Origin of the sequence: Pyrinomonas methylaliphatogenes (assembly GCF_000820845.2) — a bacterium.
Lineage (GTDB): Bacteria > Acidobacteriota > Blastocatellia > Pyrinomonadales > Pyrinomonadaceae > Pyrinomonas > Pyrinomonas methylaliphatogenes.
The window spans coordinates 265,267-284,867 of the sequence record NZ_CBXV010000006.1; the positions used below are offsets into that span (position 1 = coordinate 265,267).

Here is a 19,601-nt window from a genome sequence, read left to right on the forward strand (position 1 = left end):
CAACGCGAGGCGCATGTTGACGACCCATGTGATGCGCTGCGGTGGACCGGCGCTTTGGACGGCAGACTGATTATCGAATGAGGTGGGATGATCTGGTCGGATTAGACGACTCGCGCCGCCGCTCAGCCGGCTAATCCATCGAATGAGGTAGGATGATGCCGGCTATTTATCAGTCCTAGAACGCCTTTCACCCGATAGGCTGAGGTACGGGCTATCGATAACCCCAATTTGTCGGACGTAGTGTGATATCGGCAATTACCCTCGACCGCGTGGCGGAAGCGATCGCCATCGGCTACCGTGTGACACGCGGCCCAAATCACCGGTGATCCTGAACGGAAACGTTGACGCGCTACATCATGGCGCTAGAATAAAGAGCGGTCGGCAAACCGGAAAGAGGACGAAAGCGAAGATGATCGATCTGGACCACCTCAAAGAGAGAGGTTCGTGTGGCGCAAACCAAGCGAGGGATCTCCCGTCGTGTGGGCGATTTGCTTGAGGATCATCTATGAGATCATTTGGATCATGGCTAACTAGGAGAGGCAATGCTTGAAAGAGCTCTCCTTCGCCGCATCGACAAGTTCGCCAGCCCAAATAGAGCGTTTTGGAGACCGACGTTAGGAATTGCAAATGAAGAGTATGCGCGAAATCTCGCGGAGAATACTCGCGCAGATTCTAACTACTACCTTTTCAATAACGAGCGTCTTTAAGCTCCTGAGTCGAATTTCAACATCTTGTGTGACCTTACCTGCTCGAGGGCAATAGATGAGAATTTTTGGGAAGTAAATATGGGAAGAAGATAGTGGCAACTGCGAGATTAGAAGAGGTTTTGCGTTCCAGCACGTATCGAGGGCTAGAGCGAGCTGAGAAAAGGTCGTATTATGATTACTGGGTATGAGTTTTCTGACCATGCTTATGATATGCTGAAGGAGCGAAATATTCGGGAGGAGTGGGTGAGACTGGCCATAGAGGATCCAGAAAGAGAGGAGAAGGCTGAGGATGGAACGGTTCACTATATACGGGCCATTGAACAGTATGGTGGGCGATATTTACGTGTTGTGGTTAATCCAGATGCCAGACCTAGGAAGATTGTAACGGTCTTTTTTGATCGCAGGATAAGGAGGTCGTCATGAGGCTAAAGGTGGACCACAAGAATGATGTTTTATATTTTCGGCTAGATGAAGCAGCAATTGTCGAATCAGAAGAGGTCAAACCAGGAATAATCCTTGACTATGATGCGAACGGCAACGTGGTCGGGATCGAAATACTAGGCTTGAGCAAGCGCGTTCCGATCGAGACGCTAAAACGTCTACAAGTCGAGACCATATAAGCTTAAGCCACCTAGGGTGTAGCTCATGCTCTCTACCTAAATGATCTCCATTTAAATCTCCATAGAGCGCAGAATAGCTTTCCTCAATCTCTCTTTCTCATAAGAGCCAAAGTTCTCAATGCTCTCTGTAGAGGCTGTCGTTGGTATGCTATTACAGCTAACACTAGAACTCATCTCAAAGGCGGAAAAACTGAGGACGATCGGACCGGCAAGGTATCTACTAAGATAGCTCCTTAGGAGTTTGGCAAAGAAGACATTCATTCTGTTTTGCGACATAAGCTAACGGGAACGAAGGCTTACATCAGAAGCACTGCAGGTGCGGTGGGAGTCTTTAAAGTTCCCTTTTGCCTTTTGCTTAATAAGTGGGATTGGTTTGATAACATCACTTGTTGAGAACGGGAAGCAAAGGTAGGGAAGGTTCCTAGAGACCTAGCGCGATAGCGCCTGGCGCGTCTCAGCGAAACTTTCGCGTAAGATGCGCACCATCGCATCGAGCTCCGCGTGCGTTGCGGCAAGCGGCGGCATGAAGATGAGCACGTTGCCGATCGGACGAACAAGCAAGCCGAGCTCGCGCGCTCGATCCGCCACGATCCAACCGGCTTGCGCCTCGTACGGAAACGGCGTTTTATCCTCGCGATTCTGGACCAGTTCGATGCCGACCATAAAACCTGCCTGCCGCATGTCGCCGACGAACGGCTCTTCAGCAATCGGCGCAAGCAAACGAGCCAGGTGGTCCGCTTTTTCGGGCAACGTCGGCAGCAACTGTTCGAGCAACTCCAGATTCGCTAGCGCCACGGCAGCGCCGAGCGGATTGCCCGCGTAGGAATGACCATGAAAGAAGCTCTTTCGGAAATCATCGCTCACGAACGCGGCGAAAACTTCTTCCGTGGCGAGCGTCGCGGCTATCGGCAAATATCCACCGGAAATGCCTTTCCCCAAACACAGCAAGTCGGGCGCGATGCCTTCAGCATCGCACGCGAACATCCAGCCCGTTCGCCCGAAGCCGGTCGCCACTTCATCCACGATCAACAGCGCGTCGTATTCATCGCAAAGTTGACGCAGACCGCGCAAAAAACCGCGCGGCGGAACGATGATGCCGCCTGCGCCCTCAACAGGTTCGACGATCACGGCAGCGATCTCATCCTTTCGCCGGCGGAGCACAGCCCGAGCCGCACTCAAACTTTCGTCCAGCGGATCGCTCGATACGCTGCGGTAGGGATAAGGATACGGAACGCGCGGATGACCGGGAAGCAAATTCACAAACGGCCAGTGGAAGAGCGGGTCGGGCGAGACGCCAACTGCACCGAGCGTATCGCCATGGTAGTTGTTCTCGAAACCGAGCACCAGATGTTTCCCGTTTGTGCCGCGATTGGCCCAGTACTGTACGGCGATTTTGATCGCGGCCTCGACTGCGCCTGCGCCGTTGTCGGCATAGAAGACGCGCTTGAGTCCACGCGGTGCAATGTCAATCAAGCGCTTGGCAAGAACCGTCGCCGGCACGTTGCTCATGCCGAGCAGCGTCGAATGCGCGATTTGGTCCAGTTGCTGGCGGATCGCGCGATCGAGTTGCGCAACACGATGGCCATGCACATTCAACCAGATCGAAGACGTACCGTCGTAGTACCAACGCCCGCGCGTGTCCTGCACGCGCACGCCCTCGCCGCGCGCGATGATGAGCGGCTCGGCATCCAGATACTGCTTCATGTGCGTGAACGGATGCCACAGATAGGCTCTGTCCCACGCGATCAAATTTTCATGCGAGTAATTCATCGTCATCACTTACGTTCGCCTAACGATGTTACCACCGCAACACAGCACCCGCGGAAACAAGCCCAGCGCCGACTGCCGTCAGCAAGACGATCTGCCCGCGGATGAGAAGTCCACGTTCGCGCGCTACGCAGAGCGCAATCGGAATCGTCGCCGCCGAACTATTCCCATAACGCTCGACGATATCAACAGTCCGTTCCATCGAGATCCCCAAGAGCTTTCCCGCTTCGCGGATGATGCGGCGGTTGGCTTGGTGCGGCACCCACACGTCAACCCGCGATGCATCGAGTTGCGCCGCTTCGAGCGCCTTCGCGCCGGCTTGCGCCATCATGCGCACAGCGCGGCGAAAAAGCTCCGGTCCGTTGCGCATCCGCATCAGGTGTCGTCCTGCTTCGATCGCTTCCGGCGAGAGCGGTTCACGACTTCCGCCCGCGGCGATGAAGATCTCGTCCCAATTCTCACCATGTGCGCCGAGATAGGTACCCAAGACGCCTTCGCCCGGCACGAGCACCGCCGCGCCTGCGCCATCGGCAAAGAGCGTCGCCGTCATCGGATCGCGCGGATCAGTGCGCCGCGAGAGCACGTTCGCGCCGATGACCAACACGCACGCATCCATCGTGCGTCCCATCGCTTCGCCGAGAGCGAGCCCATACACGAATCCGGCGCATGCCGCCGCAAGATCCACCGCACCCGCGCGCATGAGTCCCAAACGATGCGCGACCTGTGGCGCGGTTGGCGGCAACGGATGATCGGGCGTGCTCGTCGCCAAAAGCAACAGCGCGACATCGTGCGGGTTGACTCCAGCATCGGCGAGCGCAGCGCGACCGGCGCGCACCGCTAAATCCGACGTCGCTTCGTCCGGCGCAGCGACGGGGCGCAGGCGAACGCCGGTCCGTCGAAGCGCCCAGCCGGCTTCCAATCCGAGCTGGCGTTCTACCTCGGCGTTTGCGATGCATCGTTCCGGAACGGCAGCGCCAATGCCTGCGATCTTCATCTCGTCTTTTCGGGAAACGCGGCAATCACCGCTTCGATCTGTTCTGCAGTGTGCGTCGCGATCGGCGCAAGACGAATCCGACTCGTTCCATGCGGCACTGTCGGCGGTCGAATCGCCGGCGCGTATGCGCCCGCCGTTTCGAGCGCGCGCGCAAGCTCGAGCGCCGCTTCCGCTTCGCCCATCATGACCAGCAACATCGGCGCTTCGAGTTCGCCGCGCACTTCGTAGCCTTTGGCCGCGAGCGCGGAAGCGAGCCTTTCGCGTTGGCGTTTGATCGTTTCGCGCCGCCACTCTTCGCCTTCGGCGATGCGCAGCGCTTCGAGCGCAGCGGCAGCCAAAACGGGCGCGATTCCGGTGCTGTAGATGAACGACCGCGCGCGTTGAATCAGAAACTGAATGAGCTGGCGACTGCCGGCGACGAAACCGCCCTGCCCGCCGAGCGCTTTCGAGAGCGTCCCCATCTGTACAGGCACCCGATTCTCGACGCCGAAATGCGCCGCCGTGCCGCGCCCGGCTGGACCGACGACGCCCGTGCCGTGCGCATCGTCCACGACGAGCAGCGCATCGTGCCGCTCGCACACGGCAATGAGGTCGGGCAGCGGCGCGAGATCGCCATCCATGCTGAAGACGCCATCGGTGACGACGATGCGCGCGCCGCGCGAAGCGTTTTCGCGCAATCGCCGTTCAAGGTCGTTTGCGTCCGCGTGGCGAAAGCGTTCGACGCGGGCGCCTGAAAGACGCGCGCCGTCGTGAATGCTGGCATGGACCAGTTCGTCGAGGTAAAGATGATCGCGCGGCGTCGCCAGCGCCATGAGTATGCCGACATTGGTCGCATAGCCGCTCGAAAAGACGAGCGCTGCTTCCGCGCGTTTGAACTCGGCGAGCGCGGCTTCGAGTTCTTCGTGAATGGAGAAATTACCCGCCAGCAAACGGGACGCGCCGGCGCCGACGCCGTATCGTTCGAGCGCGGCGCTTGCTGCGGCAATCAAGCGTTGGTCGCTTGCCAGACCGAGATAATCGTTCGAGGCGAGATTGACGAGCGTGCGACCATCACGGACGATGACCGATCCGTGCCGCTCTACAAGCCGCAACTCGCGTTTGAGATGGCGCGCTGCTAATCGGTCCAGCGCCTGGCTCCAGTGCGCACATATCATTTCTTGACGATCCTCACAAAACTACTTCGAGCGCCGTCAAAGAACGGATCTGATTAAAGCCGCATGACCACTGGCTGCCGTTCCCTTGGCGTTGAAACCTCCGCTGCTATCTCCGTCGCTTGGTCAGGTGAGAAGGTCACACCCGCCGCCAGCGACCAGCATCGTTCACTTCGCATTTCGCCTTGCACCTGACATCTTGCGCACATCTTCGCGAGCAGCGAGGTCGCTGTCCGCGGCAGTCGAAGTTGAAATACCTGCCACCAAATAGTCCGAGACCCTCAGTTCATCGTTGATCTCACAACGCTCCGGATCCCAAATCAACATCGTCCGATCCCGGCTGATTATGTACTTCTCGCGCTCTGCAGCTGCGGCGTTGTAAAGCGTCGGTATCCACCGCAGAGGTATGGAGAGAATGCGACCATCCATTAACTCGATGTGGATACGCTCAGCGTCAAAACGCACCGCTTTTATCCTAGCATCGCTCGGGAAAGTATATGCTGTGAGCGGATATTGAATCCTATATCGTTTACTTCCCGTAGCTTCACTTTTGTTTACCTTTTCCTTTGTATTCATACCACTGCTCCAGTAGGTACTCGTAATTCTCCTCAATGATCTGCAACGCTCGCTTTAACTCGTGTCGCCGGAGACTCCTCCCGCGACGCGCCACAGCTATATCTGGCTCAAGCCATATTTTGGCATCATTGAAGTCGTCCTGTGAACCCTTGCCTACATGCACGCTGGCTCGATTCTCATGTAGCGCATCATGACTATGAAACCAAAAAAATCAGTGCGCCATCCGCGAGAACTCTCGGGCTCATGATTTCATCGCAAACGCTCACCTCGCCCTTCAACGCAACCCGCATCCTCTGCCCACTCGGCAACCAGACCGAGGTCTTCGAGCATCCGCCAATCGGCTTCGGCGGCTTGTCCTTTCTCGGTCAAGTAGTCGCCCAAGAAAAGGCTGTTAGCGATCAGCATCGCCAGCGGTTGAAGGCTGCGCAAGTGCACCTCGCGCCCTGCCGACGCGCGCAGTTCTGCCTTCGGATTGATGAGACGAAACACTGCAAGCACGCGCAGACAACGCCACGGCGTGAGAGCGCGCGTCGTTCGCCCATCGCCGAGCGGTGTGCCGGCGATCGGGATCAGGAAGTTGACCGGAATCGAATCGGCGCCCAACTCACGCAGCGCATAGGCAAGCTCGACGATCTCTTCGTCCTCTTCGCCCATGCCGACGATCACGCCCGAACAGACCGAAATGCCAGCTTGCTTGACCATCTCGACCGTGCGCACACGATCGGCGTAAGTATGTGTCGTCGTGATCGCGCTGTAGCGCGCGGCGCTCGTGTTCAGATTGTGGTTGTAGGCATCAACGCCAGCGGCTTTGAGCGCGTGCGCTTTCGCGGGATCGTCGAGCAAGCCCATGCACGCGCAGACTTCCAATGGAAGTTCGGCTTTGATGCGGCGCGTTGCTTCCGCGACGCGCTCGATGTCGCGCCACGTCGGACCGCGCATGGCCGTGACGATGCAGAAACGATGCGCGCCCGCTTCATGGGCCTTGCGCGCGTCGTTGACGATAGCTTCGACATCCATCATCGGATAGCGCGCAATCGTGCTTTGCGCATGGCGCGATTGCGAACAGTAGCCGCAATCCTCCGGGCAATAGCCGCTCTTGGCGTTGAGCAGGACGTTGACCTTCACCTTGTTGCCAAAGAAGGCGCGACGCACGCGCCACGCCGCATCCACGAGCGGCAGCGTCTCAACATCGGGCAGACGCAAGAGCGCGAGCGCTTCCTCGCGCGCGGGTGGCTCATCGTTGAGCGCGCGTTCGATCAAACGGTTCCAATCCATAAAACTCCTTTCGCCGATGAGAGTTCAAATGTTCTGTTTTGACCAAACGGTTAAATTTAACAGAACTACCGAGAACGCCGAAATCCGTTTCGTGCGCCGTCACCGAGCTTCGATGGCTCCGTTCTGATACAGACTCAGAAAGTAGAATCCGACGATGACCAGCGAATGCGTGATGATGCCTTGTGCGATGAGATGAGGCACATCGGATAACCGGACCAGCCGCACGCGCGTTTGTTCTGTGCCGTCAGAGACGGGATTGCCAATGCGCTCCGCTGGCTGCGCGAGGAAAGTGTGTATCCAGTTGTTCTGAATCGCCGGATTGGGGTGCGAACGCCCCAAATAGATCAACTCCGGCGAACGATAGCCAGTCTCTTCGAGCAACTCGCGCGCCGCCGCTTCGCGCGGCGTTTCGCCATCATCGACCATGCCGCCCGGGATCTCCAACGTCACCTCGTCCGTCCCGTGCCTGTACTGCTCGATCATGACGACTTCGCCGCTGGACGTGAGCGGCACGACGTTGATCCAATCGGGGGCATCGAGCACGTAGAAGTCATGCGCGCGTCCACTGCGCGGATCGGCGTTCCAACGGCGCTCGATGCGAAAGACGCGACAATCGGCGACCAACTCGGACGACAATCGCTGCCAAACCAAATCGGTTGGCGATTCATCCTCTATCGTCGGTTCCTTCTTTTCATCCATAACCGGCAATAGAACTCACAACGGGCGGATCCTTTGCGTATCCTTTACGCCAACGAACTCACGACACGGCAAGAAGGATTCGCCACTCTGACACCGCCGCGCCAAAGTTTACGATTCGATCAATTCCACGCGCGGTTCGATCTCCGACTTCGGGATCAAGCTGGGCCAGTAAGCGACCACCTCTTCGACCTTTGGCCTTCCGCCGGCGAAACCGGTCACCGCTGGTGGTCCGGTCAAGATCAACGGCGCGATCTCTTTGGTGAAACGCTCCACAGCGGCGCGGTCTTGGCCGCGCACGCCGACGCGCAGTTGCACTTCCGGGATGTCGGGCGGTGGTTCGCCCGCCAATGGGCCGTGCGTCGCGTTGACGCCGACGTATTCGGTCAAGATCTGATCGAACTTCAGACCCAAACGTTCAAGCCGCGCGCGCAAGATCGCATCTGCCGCTTTCGCTTTTTCGTAGGCGTCGGGCCAGGCGTAAACGAGCGTGCCGACAGCTTTGTAACCGGCAAAGTAGCTGATTGAAACCTTCAGTTGATCCGTGCAGGAACGCCCTTTGATGCCGAAGACGCGGACGCGATCTGGTCCAGCATCTTCGAGCCTGATCGTCGTAAAATCGGCGATGCAATCGGGCGTGATGTACTCGCGCGGATCGCCCATCTCATAAACTAGTTGCTCTTTGATCGTTTGGATGGAGACGCGCCCGCCCGTACCTTCGTGCTTGGTAACGATGAAAGTTCCATCCGGATAGGCTTCAACGATCGGATAGCCGACGTTAGCTAGATCTGGGATTGTTTGCCACTGGTACTGGCAGTTCCCGCCCGAACACTGCGCGCCGCATTCGATGATGTGCCCGGCGATCGTTCCGGCGGCGAGTCGATCCCAATCGTCCTCTTTCCAGTCGAACTCGTAGATCATCGGCGCGAGCGTCAAGCCGGTATCGGTCGCGCGACCGGCGATAACCACCTGCGCGCCACGGCGCAAAGCTTCCACGAGCGGCCACGCGCCGAGATAGGCGTTGGCGCTCTGAACGCGGTCGCGCACCGTGGCGAGCGGCGCGCCCGTGTCCATGTTGCGAAGCTCGATGCCGCGCGCCAGAAGATCATCCAATCGGTCCATGATATCGTCGCCGGTGACGGTCGCGATGCGCACGCGCAAGCCTAACTCGCGCGCCACATCGCGCACGGCGACGGCGCAGCCGTGCGGATTGACGCCGCCCGCGTTGGTGACAACACGGATACGGCGTTCGACGCAAGCGGGCAATATCTGCCGCATGAGCGGGACGAAATCGCGCGCGTAACCTGCATTGGGATCGCGCGCGCGTTGCTTCTGCATGATCGACATGGTCACTTCGGCCAAGTAGTCGAGCATCAGGTAGTCTATCGGACCGCCTTCGACTTGACGCACGGGCGCGTCGATCATGTCGCCCCAAAATCCCTGACCGCTCGCGATGCGAATCTTCTCCCTCATGCCCCCTTCGCCCCTTCTTGCACTGTGAATTGATGAGGTTATGACAAAAGCGGCTAACTCTCAACTGCGCGCTGCGGTCTGACAAATCGGATGGATCGCGCTCGCAAACGATGCGCGGCGAAAAAAGGGAGCGAACCGTGTGGCTCGGTTCGCTCCCTCGAGTGGATGCGTCGCGCGATGAATTACGGCGTTGGCGTATTCGCATTCGCGTTCGCATTACGGTTCGCGTTGCGTCGCTGATTGCGCCGTTGATTGCGCCGCGTTGCGCGTCCCTGTTCGGGTTGCGCTGGCGTGGCCTGCTCGGCGGGCGTCGCCGACTGCTGCCCAGGTTCAGCAGGCGTCGCCGGAGTTGCCGATTCAGCGGGTTTTGCCGCACGCCCGCGTCGCCCGCGCCCGCGACGGGCTTGCTCCGTTCCTCCGGAGACGAAGGAGAACTGTCGCGTCTCGCCGCGCACGCTCGTCAAGGTCAACTGATCACCGTTGCGCCGCGCACGCAAGGAGATGATCATCGGAGTCGTCTGCCCTCCGGTCGCAGCGCCTTCAAATTGCATCGTGACGGCTGTATAGCCTCGCGTCGTCACCGCCGTGAGGCGACCGGTCCGGGTCGTCCCGCCGCTCGTCAGAGTGAAGTTGTTGCCTTGAATGGTGAGCGTCGCTTCGCCCGAAAGACCTCCATCAGGGAAGTTGACTGTGCCCGTATACGTTCCCGAAAGATCGGTCTGCTCGCCAGCTTGCGCCGCCTGCCCTGACATCTGCTGTGACTGGCCCTGCTCGGACGATTCTCCAGACATCTCCTGATCCGCGTTGCGCCGCGCGCGATTGCGACTGCGACGCCTGCTACTGTTCTGCTGCGCGCTCGACGCAGCGCCGCTTTGCCCCTGCGACTCTTGTGCCCACACCAGATCGACGCTGGTGAACACAAAAGCCAAACCGATTGCTACCGAAAAAAGCAACGTTCTTGCTGCGCTCTTGTTTTTCATGGTCTCCTCTCCTCAATCCCCTTTGGATTTCGCGCATACTGCGCCAAAGAATCTTCAAGCGACCGCGATGGCAGATACCGGCAAAGCTGTAAGCGGCGCGCGTCGGTCGCTTTTCACGCTCTTTCCGCCCGCGCGCCCTTTTCGGGGGAGTTTAGGGTTGACGGGATGGCTACGGTGATCGAACAACAGCAAGTTTGGCACAAGAAGTTAAACTCGACCAAACCTCTCCTAACGAAAGAGCCAGAAAAGAGCCGGAATCGATTCGGCGGAACTCGATCGGATTTTAATCGTGGCGGCGCGAAAAACCTTCTGCCGCTATTCGCCGACGAGCGACGACGGTAAGATGAACGGTCCGAGATGCGGGCCGCCGTAATTTAAACTCACGCGAAGCGCTAGCTCCAAAGCATCGCGCGTTCGCTCGGGCAAGATCACGGCATCGACGTAACCGCGCGCCGCGGCGAAACGCGCATCGAGCTGGTGTTCATAATCAGCGCGCACCTTCTCCATCTCAGCCATCAACTTCGCGTCCGGTTCGCGCCCTTCACGCCGGAGCTTTTCGAGTTGTGTGCCGAAGACGGCTTGAACCGCCGAATCGCCTTCCATCACGCCCATCCTGCCGGTGGGCCAACTGAAGATGAAATCGGGATCGAAACCCTGCCCGGCCATCGCGTAGTAGCCAGCGCCGGAAGCGTGATTGATCGTCAAGACGATCTTTGGCACGGTCGCCGTCGCCATCGCTTCGACGAAGCGCGCACCGGCGCGTATGATGCCGGAATGCTCGGCCTCCGCGCCCACCATGAACCCTGAGACGTCCTGAATGAAAAGGAGCGGCGTGCGGTGCCGGTCGCAGAGATCGATGAAGTAGGCCGCTTTTTCCGCCGATTCCGTGTAGATGATGCCGCCAAAGCGCGGCGGTCCACCATCAGCCGGACGGAGCAGCCCGCGATTGTTCGCCAGAATGCCGACTTGGATGCCGCGAATGCGCCCGTGCCCGGTGATCAACTCCTTCGCGTAATCGGACTGAAACTCATCCAGATGACCTTCATCGAGGATGCACTTCAAGACCTCGTAAGCGTCATACGGCTGACGGTGATCGTCCGGCAGCAGATCGTAGATGTCCGTTTCGGGACGTCCCGGCTCGCGCGGCTCGACGATGGAAGCCGGGGCGCGATGCGGCGGCGGAAGCTCCGCGACGAACTCTCTGATCTTCGCGATACACTCCTCGTCGTTCGCCGCGCGGTAATGGGCGACGCCCGAAATGGCGGTGTGCGTGCGCGCGCCGCCCAAAGTCTCGTTGTCGATGGTCTGCCCCGTAGCGCCTTTGACCAGATTCGCGCCGCCTAACCCCATGAACGAAGTGCCCTCGACCATCACGATCACGTCCGAGAGCGCGGGCAAGTACGCCCCGCCAGCGATGCATGGTCCCATCACGGCGGCAAACTGCGGCACGCGCAAATAACGGCGCATGATCGAATTATAGTAGAAGATGCGCGCCGCGCCGTACTGTCCCGGAAAAACGCCGCCTTGGTAAGGGAGATTGACGCCAGCCGAATCCACTAGATAGATGATCGGCACGCGCGAGCGCATGGCGATCTCCTGCGCGCGCAGGATTTTCTTGATCGTCTCGGGCCACCACGAACCAGCTTTCACCGTCGCATCGTTAGCGACGACGACGACCTCGCGCCCGCCAACGCGACCAATGATCGTGACGACGCCCGCTGCGGGTGCAGCCCCGCCGTATTGATCATAGGCGATGAGCAATCCGATCTCCTGCGCGAATGCATCGCGATCGAGCAGCAGCGCGATCCGCTCGCGCGCCGTCAATTTCCCTTGCTCGTGCTGGCGCGCGATCTTGTCTGGCCCACCGCCCAAGCGCAGCTTCGCCTCGAGTTCGGTCAACTCGGCGGCAAGCTCGCGCAGACGTGTGCGCGGTACGGTTTGAGTCGTAGGCGTCCCCGTCTCTTGCCTCATATGCGCGAGAGAGCGAATCCCGGATGCTCAAAATAGCACAGGCCATGACGGCGAGCAATAAAGCAGCCGCGCGAACCGAAGCGGCAAAGTTCGCGTCTATCGACCGCTCAAAATGGCTTCGAGGCGCTCGGAGCAGATAGTTCGATCGCCGCTTGCTAGGCGCGCCCTTTACCTCTTCGCCAGGCAACTCATACAAATCTGCATCGCAGCGCCTCACTCTTCGCCAGGCAATTCATACGAGAGCAGGCTCTTGGCCCGCCAAAGCGCGACGATCGCCGCCAAGATGCAACCCAATCCGCCGATGACGACCGACGCTGGCGCGCCGACGAATTCGGCGACCACTCCGGCCTCGAATTCGCCGAGCTGCGGACCGCCCATGAAGAAGATCATGTTGACCGAGGTCATTCGCCCGCGCAGATGATCTGGCGTGACCAATTGGCGGATCGTTTGACGCAAAACGGAGCTAACGGTATCGGCAGCGCCAGTCAAAGCGAGCATCAGCATCGAAAACCAGAAGTTACGCGAAAGGCCAAACAGCAGCGTCGCCGCGCCGTAAACGATGACCGAGATGATGATCAATGCGCCGGGACGCCACCATCGCCTGATGCGGGCGATCGCCGTGCCGATGAGTATCGCTCCGATGGCTGGCGCCGCGGCGAGGAAGCCGAGCCCACGCGCGCCCACGCGCAGAATGTCGGCGGCGAAGATCGGCAGCAGCGCCGTCGCCGAAGCGAAGAAGGTCGCGGCGAAATCGAGCGTCATCGTCTGCACGATGATAGGCGTTCGCCAGACGAAACGCAGCCCTTCGATCAGAGACGCAAAGCTGATCGCCGTCTCCCCGGCGGCAGCAACTTCGCCGCTCGCCTGCATCAACGCGAGCGAAACGATGACGGCGATGAACGAAAGCGCGTTGAGCGCATAGACGACCGCTGGTCCAGCCACGCCGAGCAATAAACCGGCCAGTACCGGCCCGACGATCATCGCTACCTGGAAGACGATGAAAGAGAGCGTCACGGCATTCGGAAAATCGCGCGCCGGAACGAGCGAGGGGAGCAACGCTTGCCGCGCCGGGTTATCGAACGCCGTCGCCGCCGACGAAATGGCCGTCAACAAGAAGATCGGCCACACGCTCCGCAAACCGTGCGCCGTCACCAAAGCAAGCGACGCCGCCGAGACGAGCATAGTCGTCTGCGTGACCATCATCAGTCGCTTGCGATTGATCGCATCGGCGAAGACTCCGCCGATTAAGGAGCAGAGGATGATCGGCAGGACGCGCACGAGGCCGACTAATCCGAGCGCCGCAGCCGATCTCGTCAGCATGTAAACGTGCCAGTTGATGGCGACGAGCTGCATCTGAGAGCCCGTCACCGAAATGAGTTGTCCGAACCAAAAGAACCGAAAGTCTCGATGCCGAAGCGCAGCGAACGCTTCCCCTCGACCCGCTTCGCGCCGCGCTTCCTCTGCCACCGTAGAACTCAAGGTCACCTAACCGCTTCCTCCAAAGATCCTCACTCGATCGAAAATCGCCCGCGTTTCGCATGAACGAACGATCATCGATGCGCATGTCACGGATGAAGATAGAAGCATAACCGCTCGATACAGGAAAGCACAACCGCGCGCTTCGGCGAGTTTTCGCCAACAAGCTTTTACGCGAACGAATTACGCCAACGGAGTGGGATCCCCGCGAAGATCGCTTTCGCCGATAGGCTTTATAGAAGAGCCGTTCAAAAAGCCAAGACGAAGTACCTGCGGGACAATCCGCGCTGAAGCAAGAACGGGCTCGCAGTCGATCACGTTCAAAAGGCAAGACGAAGTGCCTGCGGGACAATCTGGAATCGAGCGGGGATCGCGCCGCGCACCTCACCATCAGCCTCCAGTTGAAGCGGGGCTTCGGAAGCGAGAGGTTCGATGTAAACGGTCTTACCGCGCAACAATCGAACTCTAGGATTGCGCAGATGCTTTCCGTCACGCGCGCGCGGCAACTCGCGCAGCACCGTCATCTTCGTCACGCCAGCGGCCACCACCACATCAAGAAGACCATCATCGGCGCGCGCCGTCGGAGCGAGCATTATCCCCCCGCCCGCGTATGGACCGCTCGTGATCGCAATCAGGTTCGAGCGGGATTCGAATAGATCATCATCGACGCGAATGCGCACGGGCTGCTCACGCCAACCCTTGAGGGCTGATAAAGCGGCGAGCGTGAAACGCGCCTCTCCAGGCAAAAAGCGAAATAAGCCATCCTGCGCGGCAACGCGCGCTGCGACTTCGGCACCGAAGCCGATCGTCGCCGCATTCAAATAGACGAATCCAGCCGCGCCCGCACACTGAACGCGGACCATATCGACTAGGCGCACGCCTCCGCTAGCTCCCCGGCGACAGATTGCCAACAAGCGCGCGAGCCACGTTTCGATGGGCGCGCGATAACCGATCAGACCGCGCGCGAAATCATCGCCGGTCCCCGCCGGAAGCAGGGCTAACCTCGCCTCCGCGTTCACCAATCGCAATCTTTCGTCGCAACTCTCCAACGGCTCGAAGAATCCCGCCGCGACTTCTCCGATCGTGCCGTCGCCACCCACCACTGCGATCAACTTCCAACCGTCGCGCAAGGCGCGGCGCGCCGTAGCTTGCGCATCGCCTCTAGATCTCGTTTCGTAAGCTTCGAAGCCTATCGCCTCGCGCCGCAACGCTTCGCGCACCTGCGGCCAGACGCGCCGAACACGCGCTGCGTTCGGGTTTACGATGATGAACAAACGGATGGGCGAACTCATCGGAGATTCGCGCGGCGTTTCAACCTTCAGCGACAGTTGACGAGGCAGGAGAATTTAACACAGGCCAGGGAGATAGGAGAACGGCTGCGATCAAAGCGACGAAAGGCCGATCGCAAACTACCGTTTGGGCCTCAAGATGGCTTTTCGAGATTTCATCGATTAACTGCGCGCCGGGCGTGTCGCCCAGCCACTCGGGCTCACGAGATTTCATCGATAGGTGAGGATCGTGCCGCCGAAACCGACGGCCCACCCGCGCCGATCCGCAGCGAAGCACAATCGTTCGAGTTGATATGTCGTGCCGCTCGGCACAACCAACCAGGTCTCTCCGCCATCGGTCGTGTGAAGAACGGTGCCGTTGGCGCCGACGGCCCATCCCTCGCGCAAACTCAGGAACTTTACGTCGAACAGATCGGCGTTCGTATTCGAGTTCTGTCTGCGCCACACCTTTCCGCCGTTGACCGTCACGAAGATGCGTCCGCCGCTCCCCACCGCCCAACCGTGCCGTTCATCGAGGAAACTGACGCCGTTCAAGCGAACGCCCGTTTCGGGCACGAAGCCGAGTTGCCAGGTATCGCCGCCATCGGTCGTATAAAGCGCCGTGGAATTAGCGCCAACGATCCACGCCCTTTGAGAATCGTAGCCGGCTCCGGCAAGGAGGAGATGGCGCGTCGGGGCGAACTGCCTGACCCAGCTTCTCCCCCCATCGCGCGTGGCGTAGATCGCGCCGGCCTCGCCGAAAGTCCAACCGTGCGCCTCATCGGCGAAGACGAGGCGCGTCAAAGTCACGGCCTCGATGCCGACCGGATTCAGATGGAACCATGTCTTTCCGCCGTCTTCCGTCCTCCAGAAGTATGAGCGCGGTTCGCCCTCTCTTTGCGCATAGGGATTGCGCTCGACGAGCATCCAGCCGATCCGCTCGCCGATGAACAGAAGATCCCTAATCGCATCATCGTTGGGACGCCGCATCGCGCGCCAAGTCGCGCCGCCGTCTTCAGTCGCGAGGACCACGCCATTGCCGCCGGCGACGAAGCCGCGCCGCTCATCGAGAAAATAGACGGCATGCAGGCGCGTCATCGTGCCAGATGATTGCCGCCGCCAAGCGCTTTCGGAAGCGAAAGCGCCAACCGCCCACACGCCAACTTGAACTAGAAACGCGATGGAACAATATTTCAGTCGTCTGCCCATCTCGCCGCTCCCTCTTCGATGATCGACGAGCCCTGACGCTTGGCGGCAAGGGCGCCTTGAACAGCCCGTCGATGAACGGTGGATCGGCGCGCCTTCACCATCCGCCCATGAAGATACGCGCAAAGCCGATGATCGGGACGTAGGTCAACACTCTTTCGAGCGTCTTGATCTTGTTGCCCGGAACGAGCACTTGATCGCCCGGCGCGAGATAGAAGTTATCCGCCGTCTTCCCCTTCTCGATCTTGGCGACATCGACCGGGATCATCTGCATCGATCCATCCGGCTGGCGGCGAAGCACGGTGACCTTGCTCTTGTCGCCCGTGCGAAGCACGCCGCCCGCTTCCGTCAAGGCTTCATAGACGGTCAATCGGTGCGTCATCACTTTGACGCCCGGCTGAGCCACATCGCCGAGGACGGCATATCGCGCCGACATCGCTCTTTCGAGCGAGACGGTCACTTTCGGATCGATGATGTACTCATCGAGCCTCTTTGTGATCTCCGCCGCAACCTCATCAACGGTTTTGCCGACGACGAAGACGCCGCCGATAAGCGGGTATGAGATGACGCCGTTCGGCGGGATGACGATCCCAGCGCGCGAATAACGGTCCAAACCGAAGACCGTCACGGAGATCACATCTTCCGGCCCGAGCCGGTAGGTACGAAGGAAGTTGTTGTAATAGGGCAGAATGGCCGCCTCCTCTTCGCTCTGGCTCTCGCGCCGGAACTTCCCGAGATCATCGCGCTCCGGCTCGCCCTGACCGACCAATCGCGGTCTGACCTTCTCGTTTGGACCGGCGACATCAGTCCTCTCCTTCGCTTCGACTCCAGGCTGAGCCTCGCCCACTTTCCCTTGACCCTGTCCGACCGACGGAGACGGCTGAGTCTTCGTTTCGCCGGACGCGCTCGTTTGCGCCCATGCAGCGGAAGCGTTGATCAGGATGATGCCGAACATCGCCGTTAAGATCTTCTTGCACATCTTCGCTTGACTCCTTTCAGCGCGCGCCGCGCCCGAAAAGAATGATCTTGATCGTTTCGAACATGATGAGGGCGTCGAGCGCCAGGCTCTGGTTCTTGATGTAATAGAGATCGTACTGCAGTTTCTGCCGCGCATCTTCGATCGACGCGCCATACGGATATTTGATCTGCGCCCACCCGGTAAGGCCAGGCGCGACTAGGTGGCGCTGTTCGTAAAACGGTATCTCTTCGGCGAGCTGCTTGACGAAGTGAGGCCGTTCGGGACGCGGCCCGACGAAATTCATCTCGCCCTTGAGTATGTTCCAGAACTGCGGGATCTCATCGATGCGCGTCTTACGGATGATGCGCCCGACGCGCGTGGTCCGATCGTCGTTCTCTTTGGCCCAGACCGGCCCTTCCTTCTCCGCATCGACGCGCATCGAGCGGAACTTGATGAGCGTGAAGATGCGCCCGTTCTTCCCGACGCGCTCTTGGCGATAGAAGATCGGACCCGGAGAATCGAGCTTGATGGCGATCGCCGTCAGGATGACGATGGGGAGCGAAAGGAGGCCGCCGACGAGCGCCGCGCCGCGATGCAGCAGCGCGCGTAAGAAGGCGCTGAGGCGCGCTTGCCTTCCGCGACCCGTAAAGATCAACCACGATGGGCGCAACATATCGAGATGTACGCGCCCCGTCAATCGTTCATAGAACGAAGTGCCCTCTTCGATCGCCACATCGCCCGACAGGCTCAGGTCCAAGAGCTGCTTCGTCGGGAACCTGCCGCGCCGTTCGCCCATCGCGACGACGATGCGATCGATGCCTTCACGTCGCACGAGTTCAGGCAGATCGGTCGTCGTGCCGAGGACGCGCGGATTGATCAGGCTGCGCCCGACGAGCTCCGGCTTGTTGTCCACAAAACCGACGATGCGGTAACCAGCGTCGCGCCGGGCGAGGACCTCGCGCGCGATCTCAAGCCCTTGCGCGCCCGTGCCGACGATCAAGATGCGCTCGCCCATTTTCGGATGGCCCAGCAAGTAATGGATCGAGACGCGCCATCCGACCATCAGACCAAGCGCCAGCGGCAAAGCGATCAATGACACGCCGCGCCCGACCATCAAGTCCGGCGCAACGTAGAAGATGACGGCGAGCGCAACCCAAGCCATGCCGAGCGCCTGCATCAGCCGCAGCACGAGTTCGCGCCGATCGCCGATAACGACGAAATCATACAAGTCGTAGAAATAGAAGGCGGCCAGACAGACGATCGTGACGAGCGCCGCCTTATAGACGCCGTAATGTTCGACGAAATACTCTTCGAACCCATCCGATCCGAGGCGCAACAGCGTAGCGAGCATCATCCCGCCGAAGAGCAACATCGCTTCGGCGAAAAGGAGAAGAAGGGTGCGCGCTCTGTGCCTCCCGGACTTCAAACGGCGACTCCCTCCGCAACGGCCTTCTTTTTAGCCTCTTCCGCCCTTCGGTAATAGCGCCGGTAATAGTAGCTGTGCTCATCGAGCGTCTCGTCGACGCCGTTCAGGACGATGCCGAGCAATCGCTCGCGCGGCAACGGTTCGAGCAGACGGTCGAGCAGACTGTAGCGCGTGTAACCGGCGCGAACGACGATCAGCGCCGCATCGGCCCGGTTGATCAAAACCGTCGCGTCGGTGAAGATGCCGAGCGGCGGAGCGTCGATCACGATGTAATCGAACATGCGCCGCACTTCGGCGAGAACGCTGCTGAAGCGCGGCCCCGAAAGCATCTCGGCGACATCGTTGCGCTCGCTCCCGCCGGGCAGAAGGTAGAGACCAGCCGGCTCCAATCGCACGATCGTTGCATCGAGTTCCGCTTCGCCAGCCAAAACCTCCGACAACCCGGGCCGACGGTCCAATCCCAAATAGCTGAGCGCACATGGCCGCCGCAGATCGCCGTCGATCAGAAGCGCGCGGACGCCATCTGTCTGGGCCAGCAACCAAGCGAGATTGATCGCGGTAACGGTCTTGCCCTCGAGCACGCCCGCGCTCGTGATCACGACCGCTTGCACCTGACGCTTCTCGCCGGCATGCAGCACATGCGTGCGCAGCGAACGGAACTGTTCGCATTCGGGCGATTGCGGCTGCGTGATGGCGATCAGATGTTGATCAGCGCGCGCGGCGGAGACATCAAGTGCAGGGAAGCTCGCCACACGCGCTGATCGCTCAGCGTCCACCGTTGCCCCAGCAACGCGCGAAGCCCAACCGTTCTCGGGGAGTGCCGACCCGATGGCGGTCGCTACATCCGCGTGCTCAGCGGACGCTGAAAAGAGCTGTGGCTCGCGCGCCTGTGAACTGAAGATCTCCGAACGCTGCAACAACGATTCGATCTCTTCAGCCCGAGCTTGTGCGTCGCTCGGTCGCGCTCGATGTTCGCGTTTTCTGCTGTCAAGCTCAGCGGCGCGCCGCAATGCATCGAATACTCTTCCCATCTTCTTCATCACCTCTTCGAACTCAG

17 protein-coding genes and 1 pseudogene are annotated in these 19,601 nt (G+C 59.8%); 2 read left to right on the forward strand and 16 right to left on the reverse strand.

Translation table 11 applies throughout. The features are described from left to right. The first annotated feature begins 878 nt into the window (after positions 1 to 878). Together PYK22_RS09450 and PYK22_RS09455 are read left to right on the forward strand one after the other, a co-directional pair. On the forward strand, positions 879 to 1,130 hold the full coding sequence (locus tag PYK22_RS09450) for a DUF4258 domain-containing protein (protein ID WP_041976506.1): 252 nt from the start codon (positions 879 to 881) through the stop codon (positions 1,128 to 1,130). Then, positions 1,127 to 1,327 carry a DUF2283 domain-containing protein gene (locus PYK22_RS09455; RefSeq protein WP_041976509.1) on the forward strand — a complete coding sequence of 67 codons (201 nt, stop codon included), beginning with the start codon at positions 1,127 to 1,129 and terminating at the stop codon, positions 1,325 to 1,327. The genes PYK22_RS09450 and PYK22_RS09455 overlap by 4 nt, the downstream gene beginning before the upstream one ends. A gap of 429 nt (positions 1,328 to 1,756) precedes the next feature. Here the strand turns inward: PYK22_RS09455 and bioA are convergent, their stop codons facing one another. From bioA to PYK22_RS16700, 16 genes and pseudogenes are all read right to left on the reverse strand, one after another. After that, positions 1,757 to 3,103, reverse strand: a complete 1,347-nt coding sequence (gene bioA, locus PYK22_RS09465) for an adenosylmethionine--8-amino-7-oxononanoate transaminase (protein WP_041976515.1) — start codon at positions 3,101 to 3,103, stop codon at positions 1,757 to 1,759. Positions 3,104 to 3,125: 22 nt separating this feature from the next. Beyond that, complete coding sequence (locus tag PYK22_RS09470; RefSeq protein WP_041976517.1) at positions 3,126 to 4,088, reverse strand: 3-oxoacyl-ACP synthase III family protein; 963 nt, start codon at positions 4,086 to 4,088, stop codon at positions 3,126 to 3,128. Next, a complete protein-coding gene (gene bioF / locus PYK22_RS09475; protein ID WP_041976519.1) occupies positions 4,085 to 5,242 on the reverse strand; it encodes an 8-amino-7-oxononanoate synthase in 1,158 nt (385 codons plus the stop codon). Before bioF ends, PYK22_RS09470 begins: the two co-directional genes overlap by 4 nt. Positions 5,243 to 5,407: 165 nt before the next feature. Continuing rightward, a complete protein-coding gene (locus PYK22_RS17280; RefSeq protein ID WP_083437749.1) occupies positions 5,408 to 5,815 on the reverse strand; it encodes a DUF2442 domain-containing protein in 408 nt (135 codons plus the stop codon). Then, a pseudogene (locus PYK22_RS18360) lies at positions 5,784 to 6,011 on the reverse strand (DUF4160 domain-containing protein); the annotation flags it as partial. The gene PYK22_RS17280 and the pseudogene PYK22_RS18360, both read right to left, overlap by 32 nt. 53 nt (positions 6,012 to 6,064) lie before the next feature. Further along, positions 6,065 to 7,090, reverse strand: coding sequence for a biotin synthase BioB (gene bioB / locus PYK22_RS09490; protein ID WP_041976526.1), 1,026 nt, complete (start codon positions 7,088 to 7,090; stop codon positions 6,065 to 6,067). A 99-nt stretch (positions 7,091 to 7,189) separates the two neighbouring features. Continuing rightward, a complete protein-coding gene (locus tag PYK22_RS18180) occupies positions 7,190 to 7,789 on the reverse strand; it encodes an NUDIX hydrolase (protein WP_041976527.1) in 600 nt (199 codons plus the stop codon). 108 nt (positions 7,790 to 7,897) lie between these two features. Beyond that, the gene (locus tag PYK22_RS09500; RefSeq protein WP_041976530.1) at positions 7,898 to 9,259 is read right to left on the reverse strand and encodes an acyclic terpene utilization AtuA family protein; all 1,362 of its coding nucleotides are present in this window, start codon (positions 9,257 to 9,259) and stop codon (positions 7,898 to 7,900) included. Positions 9,260 to 9,441: 182 nt separating this feature from the next. Beyond that, the gene (locus PYK22_RS09505; RefSeq protein ID WP_041976532.1) at positions 9,442 to 10,239 is read right to left on the reverse strand and encodes a hypothetical protein; all 798 of its coding nucleotides are present in this window, start codon (positions 10,237 to 10,239) and stop codon (positions 9,442 to 9,444) included. A 315-nt stretch (positions 10,240 to 10,554) separates the two neighbouring features. After that, a complete protein-coding gene (locus PYK22_RS09510; protein WP_041976536.1) occupies positions 10,555 to 12,210 on the reverse strand; it encodes an acyl-CoA carboxylase subunit beta in 1,656 nt (551 codons plus the stop codon). Positions 12,211 to 12,423: 213 nt separating this feature from the next. Then, a complete protein-coding gene (locus tag PYK22_RS09515) occupies positions 12,424 to 13,695 on the reverse strand; it encodes an MFS transporter (RefSeq protein ID WP_083437750.1) in 1,272 nt (423 codons plus the stop codon). Between the two features lie 311 nt (positions 13,696 to 14,006). Further along, a complete protein-coding gene (locus PYK22_RS09520; protein ID WP_041976540.1) occupies positions 14,007 to 14,978 on the reverse strand; it encodes a diacylglycerol/lipid kinase family protein in 972 nt (323 codons plus the stop codon). A gap of 207 nt (positions 14,979 to 15,185) precedes the next feature. Further along, a complete protein-coding gene (locus tag PYK22_RS09525) occupies positions 15,186 to 16,163 on the reverse strand; it encodes a WD40/YVTN/BNR-like repeat-containing protein (protein ID WP_041976543.1) in 978 nt (325 codons plus the stop codon). Between the two features lie 94 nt (positions 16,164 to 16,257). Beyond that, positions 16,258 to 17,139 (reverse strand): polysaccharide biosynthesis/export family protein, encoded by an 882-nt coding sequence (locus PYK22_RS16695; protein WP_060635522.1) that lies wholly within the window; start codon positions 17,137 to 17,139, stop codon positions 16,258 to 16,260. A 16-nt stretch (positions 17,140 to 17,155) separates the two neighbouring features. Then, positions 17,156 to 18,544 (reverse strand): TIGR03013 family XrtA/PEP-CTERM system glycosyltransferase, encoded by a 1,389-nt coding sequence (locus PYK22_RS09535; protein ID WP_157770796.1) that lies wholly within the window; start codon positions 18,542 to 18,544, stop codon positions 17,156 to 17,158. After that, positions 18,541 to 19,575 (reverse strand): CpsD/CapB family tyrosine-protein kinase, encoded by a 1,035-nt coding sequence (locus tag PYK22_RS16700; RefSeq protein WP_157770797.1) that lies wholly within the window; start codon positions 19,573 to 19,575, stop codon positions 18,541 to 18,543. Before PYK22_RS16700 ends, PYK22_RS09535 begins: the two co-directional genes overlap by 4 nt. Positions 19,576 to 19,601: the final 26 nt, after the last annotated feature.